This is a genomic window from Sphingomonas sp. SAFR-052 (genome assembly GCF_051965015.1).
Taxonomy (GTDB): Bacteria; Pseudomonadota; Alphaproteobacteria; order Sphingomonadales; family Sphingomonadaceae; genus Sphingomonas.
Genome location: NZ_JBQCMO010000003.1, coordinates 416,996 through 436,162, shown reverse-complemented (window position 1 = coordinate 436,162; position 19,167 = coordinate 416,996). Strand labels below are relative to the sequence as shown.

General features: G+C 65.3%; 15 protein-coding genes, 1 tRNA gene, 2 pseudogenes and 1 riboswitch. Of the genes and pseudogenes, 7 read left to right on the top strand and 11 right to left on the bottom strand.

From position 1 onward, the window contains the following. Nucleotides 1-256: 256 nt before the first annotated feature. A pseudogene (locus ACTHQV_RS07885) lies at nucleotides 257-704 on the bottom strand (integrase); the annotation flags it as partial. Here ACTHQV_RS07885 and ACTHQV_RS07880 point away from each other — a divergent pair. Then, nucleotides 687-1,646: pseudogene (locus ACTHQV_RS07880) on the top strand (IS481 family transposase). The pseudogenes ACTHQV_RS07885 and ACTHQV_RS07880 overlap by 18 nt on opposite strands. Nucleotides 1,647-1,750: 104 nt before the next feature. Here ACTHQV_RS07880 and ACTHQV_RS07875 read toward each other — a convergent pair. The 6 genes from ACTHQV_RS07875 to ACTHQV_RS07850 form a co-directional block, all read right to left on the bottom strand. Beyond that, nucleotides 1,751-2,782 (bottom strand): methionine synthase, encoded by a 1,032-nt coding sequence (locus ACTHQV_RS07875; protein ID WP_440489387.1) that lies wholly within the window; start codon nucleotides 2,780-2,782, stop codon nucleotides 1,751-1,753. A gap of 27 nt (nucleotides 2,783-2,809) precedes the next feature. Next, a complete protein-coding gene (locus ACTHQV_RS07870) occupies nucleotides 2,810-3,793 on the bottom strand; it encodes a putative oxygenase MesX (protein WP_440489385.1) in 984 nt (327 codons plus the stop codon). A 126-nt stretch (nucleotides 3,794-3,919) separates the two neighbouring features. After that, nucleotides 3,920-4,140, bottom strand: a riboswitch (cobalamin riboswitch). 216 nt (nucleotides 4,141-4,356) lie between these two features. Then, nucleotides 4,357-6,570 carry a molybdopterin cofactor-binding domain-containing protein gene (locus ACTHQV_RS07865; protein WP_440489383.1) on the bottom strand — a complete coding sequence of 738 codons (2,214 nt, stop codon included), beginning with the start codon at nucleotides 6,568-6,570 and terminating at the stop codon, nucleotides 4,357-4,359. Further along, entirely contained in the window at nucleotides 6,567-7,058 is a 492-nt protein-coding gene (locus tag ACTHQV_RS07860) for a (2Fe-2S)-binding protein (RefSeq protein ID WP_440489382.1), read from the bottom strand. Before ACTHQV_RS07860 ends, ACTHQV_RS07865 begins: the two co-directional genes overlap by 4 nt. Then, a complete protein-coding gene (locus ACTHQV_RS07855) occupies nucleotides 7,055-8,311 on the bottom strand; it encodes a c-type cytochrome (RefSeq protein ID WP_440489380.1) in 1,257 nt (418 codons plus the stop codon). Before ACTHQV_RS07855 ends, ACTHQV_RS07860 begins: the two co-directional genes overlap by 4 nt. Before the next feature lie 58 nt (nucleotides 8,312-8,369). Then, nucleotides 8,370-10,151 carry a YbhB/YbcL family Raf kinase inhibitor-like protein gene (locus ACTHQV_RS07850; RefSeq protein ID WP_440489379.1) on the bottom strand — a complete coding sequence of 594 codons (1,782 nt, stop codon included), beginning with the start codon at nucleotides 10,149-10,151 and terminating at the stop codon, nucleotides 8,370-8,372. A gap of 283 nt (nucleotides 10,152-10,434) precedes the next feature. Here ACTHQV_RS07850 and ACTHQV_RS07845 point away from each other — a divergent pair, with 283 nt between their 5' ends. From ACTHQV_RS07845 to ACTHQV_RS07835, 3 genes are all read left to right on the top strand, one after another. Continuing rightward, entirely contained in the window at nucleotides 10,435-11,916 is a 1,482-nt protein-coding gene (locus ACTHQV_RS07845) for an FAD/NAD(P)-binding protein (RefSeq protein ID WP_440489378.1), read from the top strand. Nucleotides 11,917-11,934: 18 nt separating this feature from the next. Then, nucleotides 11,935-12,873: an AEC family transporter gene (locus tag ACTHQV_RS07840; RefSeq protein WP_440489377.1), complete on the top strand. Its 939-nt coding sequence runs from the start codon at nucleotides 11,935-11,937 to the stop codon at nucleotides 12,871-12,873. Between the two features lie 276 nt (nucleotides 12,874-13,149). Beyond that, nucleotides 13,150-13,452, top strand: a complete 303-nt coding sequence (locus ACTHQV_RS07835; RefSeq protein ID WP_440489376.1) for a hypothetical protein — start codon at nucleotides 13,150-13,152, stop codon at nucleotides 13,450-13,452. Nucleotides 13,453-13,645: 193 nt separating this feature from the next. Here the strand turns inward: ACTHQV_RS07835 and ACTHQV_RS07830 are convergent, their stop codons facing one another. The 4 genes from ACTHQV_RS07830 to recJ all read right to left on the bottom strand — a co-directional run bounded on the left by ACTHQV_RS07830 (nucleotide 13,646) and on the right by recJ (nucleotide 16,675). Next, nucleotides 13,646-13,921, bottom strand: a complete 276-nt coding sequence (locus tag ACTHQV_RS07830) for a hypothetical protein (protein ID WP_440489374.1) — start codon at nucleotides 13,919-13,921, stop codon at nucleotides 13,646-13,648. Between the two features lie 141 nt (nucleotides 13,922-14,062). Next, a complete protein-coding gene (locus tag ACTHQV_RS07825; RefSeq protein ID WP_440489373.1) occupies nucleotides 14,063-14,650 on the bottom strand; it encodes a DUF6538 domain-containing protein in 588 nt (195 codons plus the stop codon). 79 nt (nucleotides 14,651-14,729) lie between these two features. After that, a tRNA-Glu gene (locus tag ACTHQV_RS07820) sits at nucleotides 14,730-14,804 on the bottom strand. 107 nt (nucleotides 14,805-14,911) lie between these two features. Further along, complete coding sequence (recJ, locus tag ACTHQV_RS07815) at nucleotides 14,912-16,675, bottom strand: single-stranded-DNA-specific exonuclease RecJ (RefSeq protein WP_440489372.1); 1,764 nt, start codon at nucleotides 16,673-16,675, stop codon at nucleotides 14,912-14,914. A gap of 96 nt (nucleotides 16,676-16,771) precedes the next feature. Here recJ and ACTHQV_RS07810 point away from each other — a divergent pair, with 96 nt between their 5' ends. From ACTHQV_RS07810 to ACTHQV_RS07800, 3 genes are read left to right on the top strand one after another with little or no spacing between them, the layout of a single operon-like run. Next, on the top strand, nucleotides 16,772-17,980 hold the full coding sequence (locus tag ACTHQV_RS07810; RefSeq protein WP_440489371.1) for a trans-sulfuration enzyme family protein: 1,209 nt from the start codon (nucleotides 16,772-16,774) through the stop codon (nucleotides 17,978-17,980). Beyond that, nucleotides 17,977-18,375: a Co2+/Mg2+ efflux protein ApaG gene (gene apaG, locus ACTHQV_RS07805; protein WP_440489369.1), complete on the top strand. Its 399-nt coding sequence runs from the start codon at nucleotides 17,977-17,979 to the stop codon at nucleotides 18,373-18,375. The genes ACTHQV_RS07810 and apaG overlap by 4 nt, the downstream gene beginning before the upstream one ends. Continuing rightward, entirely contained in the window at nucleotides 18,372-19,163 is a 792-nt protein-coding gene (locus ACTHQV_RS07800) for a LysR family transcriptional regulator (protein WP_440489367.1), read from the top strand. The genes apaG and ACTHQV_RS07800 overlap by 4 nt, the downstream gene beginning before the upstream one ends. The last annotated feature ends 4 nt before the right edge of the window (nucleotides 19,164-19,167 follow it).

Genomic DNA, 19,167 nt, shown 5'->3' with positions numbered 1-19,167 from the left:
GAACAGCAACGGGCGGGGTTAACCCCGCCCGTTGCTTCACCCGCGCTCATGCGCGACAACCACGGTCGGTCTCTGGTTGCCGCTGGTTGAAAGACTGGGGTCACGTCACGAGACGTCGACAAAGCGGCTCAAGCCAGCAACTCGCCCTTGCAACTGGGCCATCAGAAATTTGCGGTCACGCTTGCCGTGACTTGGCACCCTCGCAGCAGACTATACCCCCCCCGCCGGATACGCGCCAGCCAAAGGTGTCGGCGATCACCCATTCCCGAACAAGACGGGCATATTGGCGCGTGCTCATATGCGCCATACAGTCGTTGCGGCTCGGGAAGATGTAGTCGTTGAGTGTGCCACCGCGTCGTTCCAGCCACGCACGTATTGTTTTACGAGCCGTAGCCATGAGTTCGAACTGAACAGGAAGCTTGGTCTTGTGCTGGACGATGATGGCACGGTCATGGACACGTCCGCGAAACCAAATTACCGATGCGAACCTTGACTACATCGCAGCCGCGCCACTTGCTTTCGCTGGCGAAGCCAAACAGCGCTCGATCACGCAATCGCCGATGTTGATCGAGCCAAAAGCGAATAGCCCAAACCTGCTGCTGTTTAAGCGCCCGCTTTGCACCAACTAGGTGTTTGATCCCACGGTTTGATGGTGCGATCCTTTCACTGGAATGGAAGGAAGCCGCATGGGACAAGTTCGTCATGGGTGCGCCACGACCACGCACGCCGTCCGAGCAGCAATACAGCATGTCGCAGGCTTCGCTCGCGACGCTGGAGCCGAGAGCTGGGGATCAACCCGAAGACGGTTGCTAAGTGGCGCAAGCGGGCGACGGTTGAGGACCTGAAGACCGGGCCGAAGGCCCCTCATTCCACCACCCTGTCCAAGGAGGAGGAAGCAACGGTTGTCGCGTTCCGGCGGCACACACTGCTTCCGCTCGACGATTGCCTCTACGCGTTGCAGCCGTCGATCCCGCATCTGACGCGGTCAGCTCTGCACGCTGCCTCCAGCGACACGGCATCTCCCGTCTGCCGGACATCGAAGGCGACAAGCCGAAGCGGCAGCGTTTCAAGCGTTATCCGATTGGTTTCTTCCACATCGATATCGCCGAGGTACAGACTGCCGAAGGCAAGCTTTACCTGTTCGTCGGCATTGACCGCACCAGCAACTTCGCAGTCACTCAGCTGGTCGACAAGGCTGCCAGGCGAACTGCGTGGAAGTTCTTGGAACACCTGCTGACAGCCGTGCCCTACCGTATCCACACTATCCTAACCGACAACGGCATCCAGTTCGCCGAGCAGCCCCGCAACCGGAACACCGCCTGGTCGCGCCAGATGCGCTTCGCCATGATCTGCGAGGCCAACGACATCGAGCACCGGCTCACTAAACCGAACCATCCCTGGACGAACGGACAAGTCGAGCGGATGAACCGCACCATCAAGGAGGCGACCGTCAAACGCTTCCACTACGACAGCCACGACCAGCTGCGGACGCACCTCGCCGACTTCATGGCGGCCTACAACTTCGCCCGTCGGCTCAAGCGCTCATTGGGGTCACACCCTACGAATACATCGCCAAGATCTGGACGTCAGAGCCAGACCAGTTCATCGTCGATCCGATCCACCAGATGCCGGGACTGAACAACTAATGCGACTTCGCCGAACAGGGTTCGATAGTGGTTCGTGTCGCCTGGGAATATGTCAATAAGCCGCACGGGCCATGCGGGCGCTAATGACGTCGCCATTCACGGAATCATACGGTGACGAGTTCCCTGCGGACGATCGCCGCGCCCGCGCCCAACGCCCTCAACTTGCCTTGCGCTATGTCACGGGACAGTGGCGCCATGCCGCAGTTGGTGGCAGGAATGAGCTTGTCAGCGTCGACGAACCTAAGCGCCGCGCGCAGCGTTTGGGCAACCTGTTCAGGCGTTTCTACGACATCGGTTGCGACGTCGATCGCACCGACCATCACCTTCTTGCCGCGAATCAGCTCGATCATGTCCATGGGCACGCGCGAATTCCGGCATTCGAGCGAGATGATATCGATCTTCGACTTCCGGAGGTTTGGAAAGGTTTCCTCATACTGGCGCCATTCGGAGCCGAGCGTTTTCTTCCACTCGGTATTGGCCTTGATACCATAGCCGTAGCAGATGTGGACGGCGGTCTCGGCCGTCAGCCCCTCGGCCGCGCGCTCCAGCGCAGCGATGCCCCAGTCGTTCGCCTCGTCGAAAAACACGTTGAAGGCCGGCTCATCGAACTGGATGATGTCGACGCCGGCTGCTTGCAGCTCGCGGGCTTCCTCGTTGAGGATGCAGGCGAACTCCCATGCCAGCTTCTCGCGGCTCCGATAATGCGCGTCGTAGAGGGTATCGATCATCGTCATCGGCCCGGGCAGCGTCCACTTGATCGGCTGATCGGTCTGCGCCCGCAGGAAACGGGCGTCGTCGACGAAGACCGATTTCGGGCGCGATACGGCCCCGACGACCGTCGGCACGCTCGCATCGTAGCGGTTGCGGATGCGCACCGTCTCGCGCTTCGCGAAATCGACGCCGTCGAGATGCTCGATGAACGTCGTGACGAAGTGCTGGCGGGTCTGTTCGCCATCCCCCAGGATGTCGATACCCGCCTGCCGTTGGTCGTCGACCGCCAGGCGCAGCGCGTCCTGCTTGCCCGCGGCCAGCTCGTCGCCCTCCAGCTTCCACGGCGACCACAGGGTCTCAGGCTGGGCCAGCCAAGTGGGCTTGGGCAGGCTGCCCGCGGTCGTCGTCGGCAACAGTGTCATCATGATGCAAATACCTTCGTATCGTAGGGATCAGAGGCCACAGGTCGCGGACCAGCGCTGAAGCGCGGCACCGTGCGGCTTGATGAAATGCGCTTCGGCGAATTTGCCCTGCTCGACGGCGAGGCGGCTGCGTTCCTCGCGATCGTAGACGATGCGGGTCAGCGAATAGTCCTGATACCTCAGGCTAGGCTGATAATGCTCCGCCGCCACGGAATTGGCGTTGTAGATCTCCGGACGATAGATCTTCTGGAACGTCTCCATCGTTGCGATGGTGCTGGCGAGTTCGAGGTTGGTGTAGTCGCTGATCAGATCGCCGATGTGGTAGAAGGCGAACGGCGCGACGCTGTGTGGCGGCATGAAATAGCGCACCTTCATACCCATCTTCGCGAAATACTGATCGGTGGGCGAGAATGTATCGTTGCGATACTCGACGCCGAGGATCGGATGCACGTTGGCGGTCCGGTGATAGACCTCTTTGCTTGATACGCTAAGGCAAATGACCGGAGGCTTGCGGAAGTGATCGCGGTAGGCGCTGGACGCGATAAAGTGCTTGAATAGATTGCCGTGCAGGTCGCCGAACCCGTCCGGCACGCCGCCACCGCCGGCCTTCAGGTGATCGGGCAGGACGACGCTGAAGTCGTAATCGCGGATGTACGACGAGAAGTTGTTGCCGATCATGCCGTTTCGACGCTCGCCGCTGATCCGGTCGGTAACGGTGGTTTGCAGTATCTCGATCAGCGGAAAGGCTTCGTCGTCGGCGTCGTCCCCGAGCGTGAGCGTGGCGGAGACGATCTTCAACTCCAGCGAGTAGCGATCACCCCTGGGATTATCCCAGTGCATCAGCGCATTGAAGCGGTGGTCGATCATCATCAGCGTATTGCGCAAATTCTCCTGCCGGATGTCGCCGCGCGCCAGGTTGGCGAAGTTCGTGGTGACGCGCGTGTTGTCGGCCGGACGATACTCCTCGTCGAACGGGATACTGCTGATCGAGAATGTGAAGCCGCTATTCGTCATGACTCACCCAGGCTTTGCGAGCGGAAGGTCAGGCGAAAGCGCGCAAGGCGTGAACAGGCCCGGTAGGCAGCAGACCACGGACCGTCGCATCAAGCGCGATCCACCGGAGGCACCCCCGTCCGAGGAACGTTATGGCGTCGAAAGGCAGGTCTCCTGGCTCACGGGTCAACGCGGTGGCTCCGGCCTTCCCAGGCTCCTTGCGGGAACCCAGTGACACGAAATGGAGCCGCCACTCGCCGCTTACAGTTGCGGGGGCAGCGCCGGACTCTGCCCCACAGGACACCACCGGCTTCCCGTCTTAGCCCCATCGCCATGCCTGGGATGGGGAACCTCGACGCAATCGTTCAACACCGACGGGCGACAAATGTCAATCGAGATATAAAGATATCTTTATATGCTGCCTCGGCTCTATCCCGCTTACGCTGCCGAAAGGTACCGGTTCATTCTTATTCTGGGTGCTGCACGCGGCTGGGCGATCCGGGCAACCGAAAGCGGCCGCTGGAGTACAGAACGGACGGCGGGAGTTCGCAATGCAAACGAGCGGCTTGAACGTCCGTAGCGCTTCAGAGAACGCGGGCGCCGGATCGCGCGACGGGTAACGACCTGATTCTCCTTCCCTCCGCCGCCCACAGGGCGTTCGCAAGCGCTGCGGCGGCCGGTCCCTGCGCGCACTCGCCCGTGCCCAGGAACGGCATGCCGGGTCGATCCACGACGTCGACCACGACGCTGCGCGGCGCATCGTGGAAGCGGAGGATGGGGTAGGTGCTCCAATCGTAGTCGGTACGGCGCATGCCATCATGACCAGCCGTTTCGTAGGCGCTCCAACTGAGCGACTGGACGATGCCGCCCTCCACTTGGTTGCGGATGCCATCGGGGTTGACGGCTTCGCCGCTGTCGACCGCGGCGACGGCGCGATGAACGATCAGGCGGCCTTCGTCGGGCACACGTTCGACATCGAGAGCGACGGCGAGGTATGCACCGTGGTTCTTGTAGCGGGCGAAGGCGAAGCCGCGTCCGCGGTTTGGGGAGGGCCGATAACCGTCCCATCCGAAGCGGGCTGCCGCGCGGCGGATCACCGCCATCGCGCGCGGATCGTCGAGGTGGGCAAGACGAAAGGCAACCGGATCACGCCCGGCTGCGGCGGCGAGCTCATCCATGAAGCTTTCCAGCGCGAAGATGTTCAAGTGCGCGCCGAGCCCGCGCAGCGCGGAGACGCGGATCGGCATGTCGGGAAGGAAGTGGCTGACCACCCGGCTGTTCGGAAAGGCGTAGAGCGGGATTGCGTTGCGGTCTCCGCCGCCGTTCGGCTGCGGAATAGGTTTGGGCGGCGTGGGGGGGAAGGAAGGCGCCATTTCGCGGCCGGCGAGCAGATCGCCCGCCGCGGTTGGCCGCGTGCTGTGCGTGTTGCTCCAGACCTGATGGCCCCATGCGACGATGCGGCCGGAGGCATCGAGGCCAGCATCGAGCTGCGCGATCATTGCGGGACCGAGCGGTTCCCAGCCATGCTCCTGCTCGCGGCTCCATTGCAGGCGGACCGGCACGCCCGGCATGGCGTGGGCGACCAGCGCGGCGTCGCCAGCGACGTCGTCGGCGCCGTTATGACCGTAACATCCCGCACCTTCCCGGTGGACGCAGCGGACGCGCTCGGGCGGCATCGCCAGGAGTTCCGCGATGGATGCGCGGAGAGGCTCCACACCCTGGCTGTGCGTCCAGACGGTGAGGCGCTCGTCCTCGAACAGCGCGACGGCACAGGACGGACCGATCGCGCCGTGCATGAGGTAGGGGCGATCGTAGCGTGCCCACAAGCGCCGCACCGGCCTAGCGGTTGGATCGTCGCGTCGGTTCTCGATCGTCTGGCTTTCACGACGCATCCGCAGCAGTGCATCGGGCAGCGCACCCGGTGCGTTCGCGCCCGCGTCCGCCTCCCAACCGCTCCGTGCCGCCATGTGCAGCGCGCGTTCCAGCGGCCACTCACGCGGTCCGACGATCGCGGCGAAGCTGCCGCGGCGCACGATCCGATCGACGCCGGGCAGCCTCGCAATTGCCGACAGGTCGAAGCGCCCCTTGGTGCCCGAGCTTGGCCCACGTAGCATGCGCGCGTGAATCATGCCGGGTAGCCGCAGGTCGTGGACATAGACCGGGAGCCCGGTGAGCTTCGCGGGTAGGTCGACGCGCGGTACCGGGCGTCCGATCAGTCGGCGGGCCTCTTGACGCTTGCGCGGCACGTCCGGACGTGCGCGCACGGCGAGCGAAGTCGTGGCGGCGAGGTCGGCATAGCTCGCGCTCCGGCCCTTGCCGTCCAGCACCGCGCCATCGCGCGTGAACAGGGCGGTAACAGCCACGCCCCAGCGCGCCGCGGCCGCTTCGGCAAGGAGCAGGCGGACATTGGCGGCGGCGTTGGCGACGGCGGTACCGCTCTGCTCCAACGTCTGGCTGCCGGCAGTCACGCCCTCGTTCGGGGTCAGCCCCGTGTCGGCGGTGATGAGGTCGATGCGATCGAAAGCGACGTCGAGTTCGTCGGCGGCGAGCTGCGCGATGGCGGTTTTGATACCGGTGCCGAGCTCTGCCTTGCCGGTGAATACGGTGACGCGGCCGTCGGGTGCGATATGGATCCAGGCGTCGAGATCGGGGAACTTGGCGAGCGTGCCCGGCAGGTCCGGCGCGACCGTCGGTGGTCCGCCGCTGCCCTCGCCACCGCCCGTCTGCGCGTGCACAGCAGGCGCCAGCGCGAAGGCGACTAGCAGTCCGCCGAGCACCTCGCGACGCGACGGGGTCATGCGACAGGTTCCGCAGGGTCGACGACCCCGCCACCGCGCGCCACAGCCGCCCGGCGAACCGCGCGCAGGATGCGCATATGGGTGCCGCACCGGCACAGCGAAGGTGCCATGGCGGACCGCATTTCGTCCTCGGTTGGGGTCGTCGTACGTCGCAGCAGTCCCTCGGCACGGGCGATCATGCCCGGGATGCAGTATCCGCATTGTCCCGCCTGCTCGTGGAGGAACGCGCGTTGAACGTCCCCCGGCGCTTCGGCGGTGCCGAGCCCTTCGACGGTCGTCACGGTGCGGTCGCCGATCGAGCCGACAGGAAGGAGGCATGAGAACACCGGGCGGTCGTCGATGAGAACGGTGCACGAGCCGCATTGGCCAAGGCCGCAACCGAACTTCGCGGCGTGCAGACCCAGGTCATCGCGCAGGACGTAGAGAAGCGGGGTTGCGGGGTCGACGTCCGCTCGGGCTACACCGCCGTTAACGTTGAATTCAATCACTGGCCCTCCTCCCGCGCTTTGGCCACTTCCTTCTCGAGCTCGTTCCAAGGTGGTCCGGAGCCATGCCGTGCCTTCAGATACCCGACGATTTCGGCGATCTGCCGGTCGGTCAATGCATCGGCATAGGCGGGCATGTAGGGGCCGCTCGCCTCGACAGGCGGGCGCAGCCCCTGCAGAATGATCTGGATGGTATCGCGCGGATTGTCCTCATGGAGTGGCGTGCCGAGCGGCAGCACCGGGCGGCCTGAAACGACCATCGGTGCGCCCGGCTCATGGCAGGCCGCGCAAGCCCCTTCGTAAAGCCGGGCGCCGATGGGAAACTGTCGCTGCGCAAGCGCGCGGCGATCCGGCAGCGGCGGTTCGATCCTTGCCGCCGGGGCGTCGCGCATCCACCAGGTGTAATAGCGCGCAAGTGCCCGCACGTCCGCTGGATCCGCCCGGGCAAGGTTATAGGTCACGGGGCCCATCGGGCCCGCCGCCGCCGCGTGGTGCCGGCTCAGACCGGTGCGGAAATAGGTCTCAAGCCGCTCGGGCGTCCACTCGCGGACGGCGGGCGAGTGGGCGTTGATCGGCGGCGCATACCATCCGCCCGACCATCCTCCGTCATATGTCGCCGATCCATGCTTCTCCTGTTGCAGCAGCCCGCGCGGACTATGGCAGGCGGAGCAGTGTGCCAGCGTCTCGCCAAGGTAGCGGCCCCGGTTCCACTCGGCCGATTGCGAACGATCGGCGCGGACGGGGGCCGGTCGGAAGAACAGCAGTTTCCACCCCGCCAGCAGGGGACGGAAGCCCAGCGGCGGAAGCAGGTCGTTGGCAGGGGGCGTCGCCGATACCGCCGGGCGGGTCATTAGGAAGGCGTAGAGCGCATCCACGTCGCCATCGGTTACACCTGCATAGTGGGTGTAGGGAAAGGCGGGATACAGGTGGCTGCCGTCGCGACCGACGCCCTCCCGCATCGCCCGTGCGAAGGCGGCACGGGACCATAGGCCGATGCCGGTGTCCGGATCGGGCGTGATGTTGCTGCCGTAGATGGTGCCAAACGGCGTCTTCACCGGGTAGCCACCGGAATAGGGGCGGCCGGCCCCGGTCTGGTGACAGCTCACGCAGTTGCCGATCCGCGCGAGGTTGGTACCCCGCGCAACCAGCGTCCGGTCAAACGACCGGGGATCGGGACGGGCAATAGGTGCGATCGCGGGGCGATGGGCGACGGCGAGCAAAAGCACGAACGCCGCCACCGCGAACGCAAGCGCCACACCAGCGACTTTTAGAAGTCGGCCTCGCGTCACAGCGCGAGACTGTGATTGGCGCGGCTCACTTCGGCTCAGCGTATGTGCCGAGTAGTTCGCCGGTCGCGATCACATGCCCGGCTGCGGCGGCAAGGAGCTGGTCCCGTGTCGCACCGAGCGGCAGGTCGAGGTTGCGGTCAAGCGCTAGCACCTGAAAATGATAGTGATGCGGCTTGTCTCCCTTGGGCGGCCGCGGGCCGTACCAACCCACGGTACCACGACCGCTCGCACCCTGCATGATGCCTTCCAGCGGCCCGCCGCTAAGGCGGTCGCGTTCCTGCAATCCCTCGGGCAGGCGGGTGGTACCCGCGGGCACGTTCCAGGCGACCCAGTGGACGACCGGCTTTGCCGAACCGTCGGGGTCCTCGGCCACGATTGCGTAGGAGACTGCGTTGGGAACCTCGGACCAGTTGAGCGCGGGCGAAATGCCCAAACCGTACTCGCTGTGCTCGCGCGGGATCGCGCCATTGGCGTTGAAGCCCCCCGCGCCGACCTTGAACCTCGCCGCGCTGGTTGCCCGTGTCTCCGGACGCGTAAGCGCCAGCGGGACGTTGTTGCCGCGCGCCGCCTGCTCCAGCATCGGGCCAGGCGGCGGGGTAAGCGGTGCGGCCTGCCCGGTCGCGCCATCATAGGTGATACGATAGATCACGCCGTTGGCGTCGTCGGACAGCAGGATCGAACCGTCGCGCATCACCGCCACGCCGCATGGCCGACCATATTGGCCGGTACCGTCGCGGCTCATGAACCCGCTGAGGAAAGTTTCGACGAGGGTCGCCTGACCGTTCGCATCGAAGCGAATGCGTGCCAGTTCATAGCCGGACGCGGGCTTGCGGTTCCAGCTGCCGCGCAGCGCGACGAAGGCGTCACCAGCCACGTCCGGGCCGAAACCACCGCCCGGATGGAAGGCCATCTGCATACCCGCCGAATGGGCGACATGCATCAGTACCGGATTGGTCGATGCCGCGGCCCATTGCGCGGCAGTGAGCCCGCCGGGCGGCTCGTCCTGCGGGTTCCGTTTGCCGTCCTCGAAGACATAGGGCCAGCCATAGCGCTTCCCACGCTCGATCTTGTTGACCTCTTCACGCTGGAGGTCGTTGCCAAGCCAGTCGATCCCCTGGTCCCATCCCCATAGTTCTCCGGTTCGCGGGTGCCATCCGAACCCGATCGTGTTGCGCAGGCCCGACGCCCAGACCCGCCGTGTCTTACCGTCAAGGCTGGCACGGATCAGTGTCGCGTTCTCCTGACTGGATTCGTCGCACGCGTTACAGGTCGATCCAGCGCTGATATAGAGCATCTTGTCCGGGCCGACCGCCAGCGTGCGGTTGAGATGCTGCCCGGCGTCGGGCAGGTCGTCGATCAGCGTTTCGACGCGGCCGATGCCGCCGTCCGGCCGCAGCGGTGCTCGGAACACCTCCTTAGCCGTCATGAAGTAGAGCATGCCGTCGTGGATCGTCAGTCCGTGCAGGCCGGGTCGGTTGACGACGACGGTCGGCGCACCGTCGGCATGCCCATCTCGGTTCGCGTCCACCAGTCTGACGATGTCTGCCTCGGAACGGCGGCTCACATAGACCGAGCCGTCCGGCGCTACCGCAATGAGACGGGTGTTGCCGAGGCCGCTTGCCCAGACCACAGCGCGGTAGCCACGGGGCAGTTTCAGCGAGGCAGCAAAGTCAGGTCCCGGCGTCAAGGGCGTCAGTTCGTAAAAGTGGGCCTGCACCGGGCGCTTGTCGTTATCCTCTGGGCTGCTTTGAGCAACTGCGGGAGCCGCGACGAGGAGGAGCGCGGAAGCGAGCGGTGCGACGTTCATTATGTGCCATCCCCTTGTGTTGGGGCTACAATGCTCGAACTGCGTCGCCGGGCGCACGGGGCTGGGACGGCGCATCGCGATGAACGAATGGACGTATCCGGGAACGGTCGTAGCGCCGCTGAACGGCTTCTCATGGATCTAAGTGACGACTTCGGTACCAGTTCAGCTCAGTCAGTGCTCAGAAACAAAACGTCACCGTGAAATAGCGGAACGCTGATCGGAACGGATGTTTGAAGCGGACTGCGCCTGACACCTCGGCGCTTACACGGACGGATGCGAGAATATGGCGTTTTCGATCACCATCATCGGCATGGGCGCCTGCGGCGTTGCAGCATTTGCCGAAGCCACCATCCGGCTCGCTGCCGCGCCGATCCCAGGTGTCGAACTGCACCTTGTTTCGCGCGATCATGATGTGGGACCGGGCCTCGCGTTCGGTACGGATCAGCCCGGACATCTCCTCAACACCGAGTCCCGCCTGATGGGTCTGTACGCGAACGAGCCATGCCATTTCCGCGAATGGTTGACCGATCGCCGTCCGTTGATGCCCGATGAGGTCGAATATGCGCCCCGTGCGGAATATGGCGAGTATATACGTCAAATCCTTGAGGATGCCCATAACCGGGCGCGCGACGCCCGCATTCCGGTTCATGTCCACCTCGCCGAAGCGGTTGCGATCGACGGTAATCGAGACGCGGCACGGGTCCGTCTGAGCGATGGTACGACGATCGCGAGTCACTATACACTCCTGGCGATCGGTACGCCGAAGCCGATCCGGTTCGAGGAGCTGGACGGAACACCCGGATATTTCGATTTTCCGTGGCCTGCGCAGCGGTTGCGGGATGGTATCGATGCCGAGCAGGATGTGATCGTCCTGGGAAGCAGCCTCAGCGCGATCGACAGTTTCGCGACGCTGATGGATCAGGACCATCGTGGCAAGATCCATTTCGTGTCGAAGGATGGCATGTTGCCGCGCGTCGAGATACCTGCGCCGGAGGACACCTATCCCCGTCGGCACTTCACCCTGTCCGAGATGCACCGGCGTATTCGCGAGCGCGGACCGCGTTTTTCGATCGTCGATCTCTTTCGCCTTTTCCGACGAGAGGCGGAAGAAGCGGCGGCCGCGCAGGGCGACGTGATCGATTGGCAGGCAGAAGATCGCATCAACCGCTCCGCTGTCGATTTGCTCCCGTACGACATCGCGCGGGCGGAAGCCGGCAGGGAAATCTTCCAGCGGATCCTTACCTCCGCCCGGTTCGAAGCATCCGAGATGTGGGATTTGCTAGGCCCTCGCGACCGCGACCGTTTCACGCGCTGGCTGGCGCCGCACTTCGCGACGGCGCGGTTCACCATGCCGATGACGAACGCCTGCCGCCTTGCCGACGCGGCCGGGCGAGGCCAGTTGCAGGTACATAGCGGCGTAATCGAGACGATACGGCATCCGGATGGGGAAGGGTTCATGTCTCGCCTCGCCGATGGCAGCGCGGTATCCGCGCCGGTCGTCATCAACGCGACGGGCACTGCAATGAAGCTGAACGAGATTCCCGACGCCCTCGTGGTGCAACTGGTGGAACGGGGCTGGCTACACCCGCATCCTTCGGGTGGGATCGAAGCCCATCGCCACAGCAGCGCCGTCATCACCCATGACCGTGATGCGCCGCGCCTGTATGCGGTAGGACAACTCGTCAACGGCGTACAGCGCGATACCAACGCCGTATGGTTCAACGTGCAATGCACCGAACGGATCGTGCAGGATATCCCTCATTAAGATCGCGAGTGATCGCCCATGAACGGCGGGGTCGGCGACGTCCTGCTTCAAGTCCTGCCGCTCTACGGCGTGATCCTGCTGGCGTGGGTCGGCGGTCGCTGGATACCGGGTGCGCCGAAACTCATCTCCGGTGTGCTGGTCTATGCACTGATCCCGCTGCTGGTGGTCGACAAGGTGTTGCGGGCTGAGCCGACCGAATTGATGGTCATACCGCCGATGATGTTTGCGGTCGCCGCGCTGATGGCATTGCCGGCACGATGGCTGTCGCAGCGGATCGGCGATGCGTTCGATCCGCAGCTTCTTTCGGCCAGCTTCTCGTTCTTCAACGTGGCGTTCTTCGGCATGCCGGTTGCCAGCGCATTGTTCGGCGAAGCGGCGGTATCGACAATCATCTGCGCGTTCGTCGGTACGGCACTGTATGGTGATACGGTCGGCTATTACCTCGTCGCGCGAACCAAGGAGGGCAAGGCGAAGGCGGCGTCCAAGGCCTTGCGCATCCCGCTGTTCTACGCGTTCGTTCTCGCCGTCGTGTTGAAGGTTTCAGGCGTCCAAGCGCCCGAAAGCGTCCGCGCGCCTGCGGATATGCTGTCGACCCTCGTCTCGATCCTCGGCATGGCGGTGATCGGGTTCAATCTGGCGAAGGTGAAGGGCGGCGATACCGATGGCGCGGTACTGACGCGCATTCTCGCCCTGCGACAGGTCAGTGCGATCATCCTCGTCGCGGCTGCCCTGGCGATCGAAGCGGCGTTCGTTGGCACGCTGGGCGGACGGGAGCGTATCTTGATAGGGTTGATTTCATTGTTCCCGATCGCCGCCAACGTGTCGCTGTTCGCTTCGCTTCTCGGCACGCGCGAGAGGGAAGCCGCGACGCTGGTCGCGCTATCGAGCGTATTGGCGTTGGTCTTTGTAACTGCGACGATCGCAATATTGGGCTTGGTCGGACCAGGTGTCCAGTAAGCACGTCGTCTGAAACGATCTGTGCATATGAGCTACTGCCAGTCTTTCGGACACGAGGTTGAGCTATATGATTCTTCCCCTCGAGCACATCGCCTGGAGAGGCCTATTTGATGCTTATGACGTGAGCGAATGGCAGAAGATGGGAAGCGCGTACGCCCCCCCCGGAATGGCCGGAAGTGGGTCTTATGGACTTTGTAACGGAACGTCGCGCACCTCTGGTCGCTGCGACAGAACGGGCGCTGACGTCCGCGGAGACATCCGATGGCGGAAACCAGAATGGCCGCCCTCTATCGCATGGTACCGTCTAAGCACACCTGTCCGTTCGGCATCCGCGCCAAGCAAATGCTGGAGGCGGCCGGGTTCACGATCGACGATCGCCTGCTGCAATTGCGTAAGGAGGTCGATGTCTTCAATGCGGAGCAGGGCGTCGCGACGACGCGGCAGATGTTCATCGATGGGGAGGTGCAGCGCGACGTGGCGGGGATTCGGGCTGACGACGGCGTCGATGTAGCGGTTAAGGCGGCGGCTGGCCTCCTTGGTCAGTTTGCCGAAGGTGCTGGGGCGGAGGTCCGGGAATAGTAGTTCGCTCCGGGCGTCCTTCAGCGCGCTCACGTAGCGCTCGAAGCCGAGCGTCAGGACATGCTCGTGAATGGGGGATAATCCGCCGCGAACCCATGATCTTCACGCTCTTCTCGGGCAGGTTCGGATCGGCCTCGGTATCCATCAGGTCGTCGATGTCGATGTAGAGGATCCCGCAATCGGCCTTGACGTCCTAGACGCGCGCCTGTCCGACTTCCTCGAGCCCCGCCCCGGAGGTGAGCCCGAGCAGGAACAGATCGGAGGCGAACAACTGCGCCAGTTCGCCGGGCATAAAACTGCGGCGACCCCGCGCCACCCGGCTGAAGTCGGTGATCTTGACCCCGGTACCGACGTTCTGGGAAATCCAGCGCTGCTGATGCGCGAAGCTGAGCAGCGTCCGGATCGATCCGACGCGCTTCTTCAGCGTCGGCGGGCTGACGCGCGGCGTGCCGCTATGCGCATGGCGCACCAGGCGCTCGTTGAAGGGCAGGGTGCGGTCGGCACGGCATGGTCGCGGGCAGATCCTCCGCCTCGTCGCGATAATCCATCAGCATGGGGGTGCGGCGATGTCGGCGCGCAGGCGCTCATTGTCCTCCAAGACGCGGGCGTTCTACGCCTGGATGATAAGGAGGTCGTTGGCCGGGATGCGCTTGATCGGCGGGTCCTGATCCTTAAACACGTTGCCCAGGACCATGCCGCTGGCTTTCAGCCATTCCGCCGGCGGATACATTCGGACCACGTCGAGCCAGCAGTCGCCGGGCACGGGCTGCCCACGCTTCGCCGCCAGCGCTTCCGGACTGTCGTCCATCGGTAGCCCGGCGAGGGGAAAGTCGGTGTTGAAGACACGGCGCGCGGTGTCCTCCAGCCACCAAACGAGACCCAGCGTGGGCCAGCGTGACCATCGACCCGACGAATGCCGGTCGCGGATGAAGTCGTCGACGATGATCTTGGCTCGCTCGGGCGAGATTTCGTCGGCGACCTTCTGCGCGGCGATCCGCGCCTCGGCGGCCGCCATCTCCTGTTCGAGCTCGGCGTGGGCCAGGACGAAGAGCCGCTTGGCCTCCGCCGGATCGCGCGTCTTGAGCGAGCGGCGGACCTGACGCCGGCCCATCTCGCCCCGCAGATGCGGCGGCAGTTCCTTGTAGAGATAGTAGATGCCGGTCTGGGGATGTTTCCAGGGTGTGATCATCTGCACCATGCGCTTCTATACCCGTTCACTATACCTGCGGACGGTGAAGCTGGCGTAAATCCTGGATTTCCGCGCCTCGATGCGAGGATGGTGACCCCTACGGGAATCGAACCCGTGTTTCAGCCGTGAAAGGGCCGCGTCCTAACCGCTAGACGAAGGGGCCGTGAAGGCGTGGAGGGGCTGTTAGGGGAGGGATCGGGATCGGTCAACAGGGTTTTTCGACATTTCGTCTGATCGGCCCGGCGCCACGTGCATCCGGCCACCGCCCGTTCAATCCGCCCACGCCATGTCGTCGATGTGCAGTTCGGCGGCGGGGCGGGTTCCCCAGTCGTCTAGCTTCGCGCGGCCGGCCAGCCACAGGCGGCGGTGCGCGGGGGCGCCGAGCAGCGCCGTGCCGAGATCGGTTTCGGCCTGGCGGAAGGCCACGCCCTTGAACCGGCGGCCGTCGTCGCCGGTCAGGATCGCGCGGACATGGCCGTTGCCGACGATGTCGGCCTTGACGATGCGCACCGGTCCGGCCGCCACCCGTGGCGAAGGCCAGCCCATGCCATAGGGGCCGCCGGCCTCCAGCGCCTCGATCAGCGACGGGCTGACCCCGCCGGGCGCCAGCACCGCGTCGACCAGCAGTGCGCGGTCTTCGCGAGCACGCTCGACCGGTTCGGCCATGCGGTCGTGCAGGAAGTCGGCAAGCGCGGGGATCGCGTCCTCTGCCACCGTCACGCCCGCCGCCGCCGCATGGCCACCGCCCGCGCTGACCAACCCCAGTTCCTTCGCCGCTAGGATCGTCGCGCCCATATCGACGCCGGGGATCGATCGACCCGATCCCTTACCAACGCCATGTTCGTCGATGGCGATCACCAACACCGGCCGGCCGAGCTTTTCCTTCAGCCGCCCGGCGACGATGCCGATGACGCCCGGATGCCAGCCGCGCCCCGCCACGACCACGCAACCGCGTGAGTCCTGTGCCCGCGCCGACAGGTCGGCCTCCGCCTGCACATCGCCCTCGATCAGGCGGCGTTCCTCGTTCAGCCGATCGAGCTCGACGGCGAGCACGCGCGCCTCCTCCGGGTCCTGCGTCGTCAGCAGGCGGACGCCCAGGTCCGACTTGCCGACGCGCCCGCCGGCATTGATGCGCGGCCCCAGCGCAAAGCCGAGATCGGTGCAGGTCGGGGCGCGGGTCAGTCGCGACGCTTCGATCAGCGCGGTGAGTCCGATATTGCGGCGCTGCGCCATGACCTTCAGCCCCTGCGCAACGAACGCCCGGTTGAGCCCGCGCAACTGCGCGACATCGGCGACGGTGCCGAGCGCTACCAGATCGAGCAGGTCGAGCAGCCGCGGTTCGGCGCGGGCAGCAAAATAGCCGCGTGCACGCAAGTTCCGCAGTAAGGCTGCGCCCAACAGGAAGGCAACACCAACCGCTGCCAGATGGCCGTGCGCTGCACCTTCGCCTTCGTCCAGCCGATTGGGGTTCACCACCGCCAGCGCCGGCGGCAATTGCGTCGTGCATTGGTGATGGTCGACCACCAGCACGTCCACCCCGGCCTGTCGCGCGGCGGCCAGCGCGTCGAACGCCTGCGCGCCGCAATCTACGGTGACGATCAGCGTCGCGCCTTCGCCCGCCAGCCGCAGCATCGCCGGGGCGTTGGGGCCATAGCCCTCCAACTGCCGGTCGGGAATGTACGGGCGGGCGGTCAGCCCCAGATCGCGCAACAGCCGCACCAGCAACGCCGCCGAAGTCGCGCCATCGACGTCATAGTCGCCGAAGATCGCGACCGGCTCCCCCGCGATCACCGCATCGGCGAGGCGATCGGCGGCGCGATCCATGTCGCGAAAGATCGACGGGTCGGGCATGAACTGGCGGATGCTGGGCGTCTTGTGCGCGTCTAGCCCGTCGCGAGGACAACCGCGCGCCAGCAGGATACGGGTGACGAGGTCGTCGGCGACGAACCCTTCGTCGCACACATCGCCCTCCAGACCCCGCCAGCGCCAGGGTTGGCCGAGGATCGAGCGATGGACATTGAGCACGGAACGCATCGATGCTTGATAAGGTCGCGGACCCCGCGGGTCCAGCATCGCGGGCGCTGCATCTCCTCTGGAAATTCTCGTCCCGAGCGCGCAAAGACCGTGCCCATGAAGCGCAAGACCGGACAAGACCGCAGCATCACCGCCAATTGGCGTCCCGCAACGCAGGCCGTGCGCGGCGGTACCGCGCGCAGCGAATATGGCGAAACGTCGGAGGCGCTGTTCCTCACCTCGGGCTATGCTTATGACTGCGCAGGCGACGCCGCGGCGCGCTTTGCCGGCGAGCAACAGGGCATGACCTATTCGCGGTTGCAGAACCCGACGGTCGAGATGCTCGAGGAACGCATCGCCCTGCTGGAAGGGGCCGAGGCATGCCGTACGATGGCGAGCGGCATGGCGGCGATGACCGCGTCGCTGTTGTGCCAGTTGTCGGCGGGCGACCATCTGGTCGGTGGGCGCGCGGCGTTCGGGTCGTGCCGCTGGCTGACCGATACGCTGCTGCCGAAGTTCGGGATCGAGACCGACGTCGTCGACGCGCGCGATACGCAGGCGTTCATCGATGCCAGCCGACCCAATACCAAGGTCTGGTTCTTCGAAACGCCGGCCAATCCGACGATGGACATCGCCGACCTGACCGCGATCTGCGCGGCGGCGCGCGAACGCGGCATCGTCACCGTCGTCGACAACGCCTTTGCCAGCCCGGCGCTGCAACGGCCGATGGAGTTCGGCGCGGACGTCGTCGCCTATAGCGCGACGAAGCTGATGGAAGGTCAAGGCCGCGTGCTCGCTGGTGCGGTCTGCGGAACCAAGGCGTTCATCGACGACGTGCTGCTGCCGTTCACCCGCAACACCGGCCCGACGCTCAGCGCGTTCAATGCGTGGGTGGTGCTGAAGGGGCTGGAGACGCTCGACCTGCGGGTGATGCGCCAGTCGGAAAATGCGCTGAAGGTCGCGAGCTTTCTCGAAGCGCGCGTGCCGAAGATCAACGCGCCGGGCCTGCCCAGCCATCCGCAGCACGACCTGTGCATGCGCCAGATGAAGATGGCCGGGCCGATCTTCTCGTTCGAACTCGATGGCGGTCGCGCCCAGGCGCACGGGCTGCTCGATGCGCTGCGCCTGATCGATATCTCGAACAATATCGGCGATTCACGCTCGCTGATGACGCATCCCGCCTCCACCACCCATTCGGGCGTGGCCGAGGAGAAGCGGATCGAGATGGGCATTTCGGAGGGCATGATCCGCATCAATGTGGGTCTGGAGGATGCCGACGACCTGATCGCCGATCTGGATCAGGCATTGCGGGCGGTCGCTCTATGAAGGCGCTGTTCCCGCATGAGGCGACGACCGACGGCATCGCGGTGCGGGTATCGGCGACCTATCTGCCCGAACAGTCGCAGCCCGCACAGGGACGCTGGTTCTGGGCCTATCATATCCGGATCGAAAACGGGTCGGATCGCACCGTGCAGCTGCTGACCCGCCACTGGATCATCACCGACGGGCGCGGCGAACGGCACAGCGTGGAGGGGGAGGGCGTGATCGGCGAATTGCCCGTGATCGAACCGGGCGGCAGCTTCGACTATGTGTCCGGCTGTCCGCTGTCGACCTCGAGCGGGGCGATGCAGGGCAGCTATCACATGCTTGCCGACGATGGCGATACGTTCGACGTGGCGATTCCGCGCTTCGCGCTGCTGGCCCCGGCGGTCGGCGCATGAAGCGGACGCATCTTCCGCTGAACGGTCTGCGTGTGCTCGACGCAGCGGCGCGCCATCTGTCGTTCACGCGCGCTGCCGACGAACTGGCGGTGACCCCGGCCGCCGTCGGGCAGCAGGTCCGCGCGCTCGAGGATACGCTGGGCGTCGTGCTGTTCCGGCGCACGACCCGCGGCCTCGAACTCACGCCTGAAGGTGAGGCGGGGCTGGCGGCACTGCGCGGCGGCTTCCTGCAGTTCGAGGAAGCGGTCCGCGCGATGCAGGCGGGCCAGTCGTCCAAGTCGCTGACCATCGCCGCGCCGCGCGACTTGACCCAGAAATGGCTGTTGCCGCGCCTGTCGCGGATCGCGACGAGCGACCCCGAACTGCGCTTCGCGCTCGTCGCAGCGGACGATGCGATCGACTTTACCGAGGCGAATCTCGACCTCGCCATCCGTTGGGGCGACGGGCCGGGCGCGCATGAGGGCGAGGCGCTGGAGTCGGACGGCATGGTCACGATCGAGCGCGCTGGCGGTGGCGCCGACACGCGGATCGGCTGGGCCGGATGCGAGCCGGAGGACGCGTCGGCGCTCGTGCGCGTGGCCGATGCGGGACTCGCGATCGACGCGGCGGCGGCCGGGCTGGGGCGGGCGACAGTGCCCGAACTGCTCGCGCGTGGCGACATTGCGGCCGGACGGGTGAGCGTGGTCGGCGAGCCGAAGGGCGGGCGACAAGGCTATTGGCTGGTCGCGCCCTTGCCGCAGTGGCGGCAGGCGAAGGTGAAGGCTTTGGTCGACGCGCTGGTGGGGTAGCCCC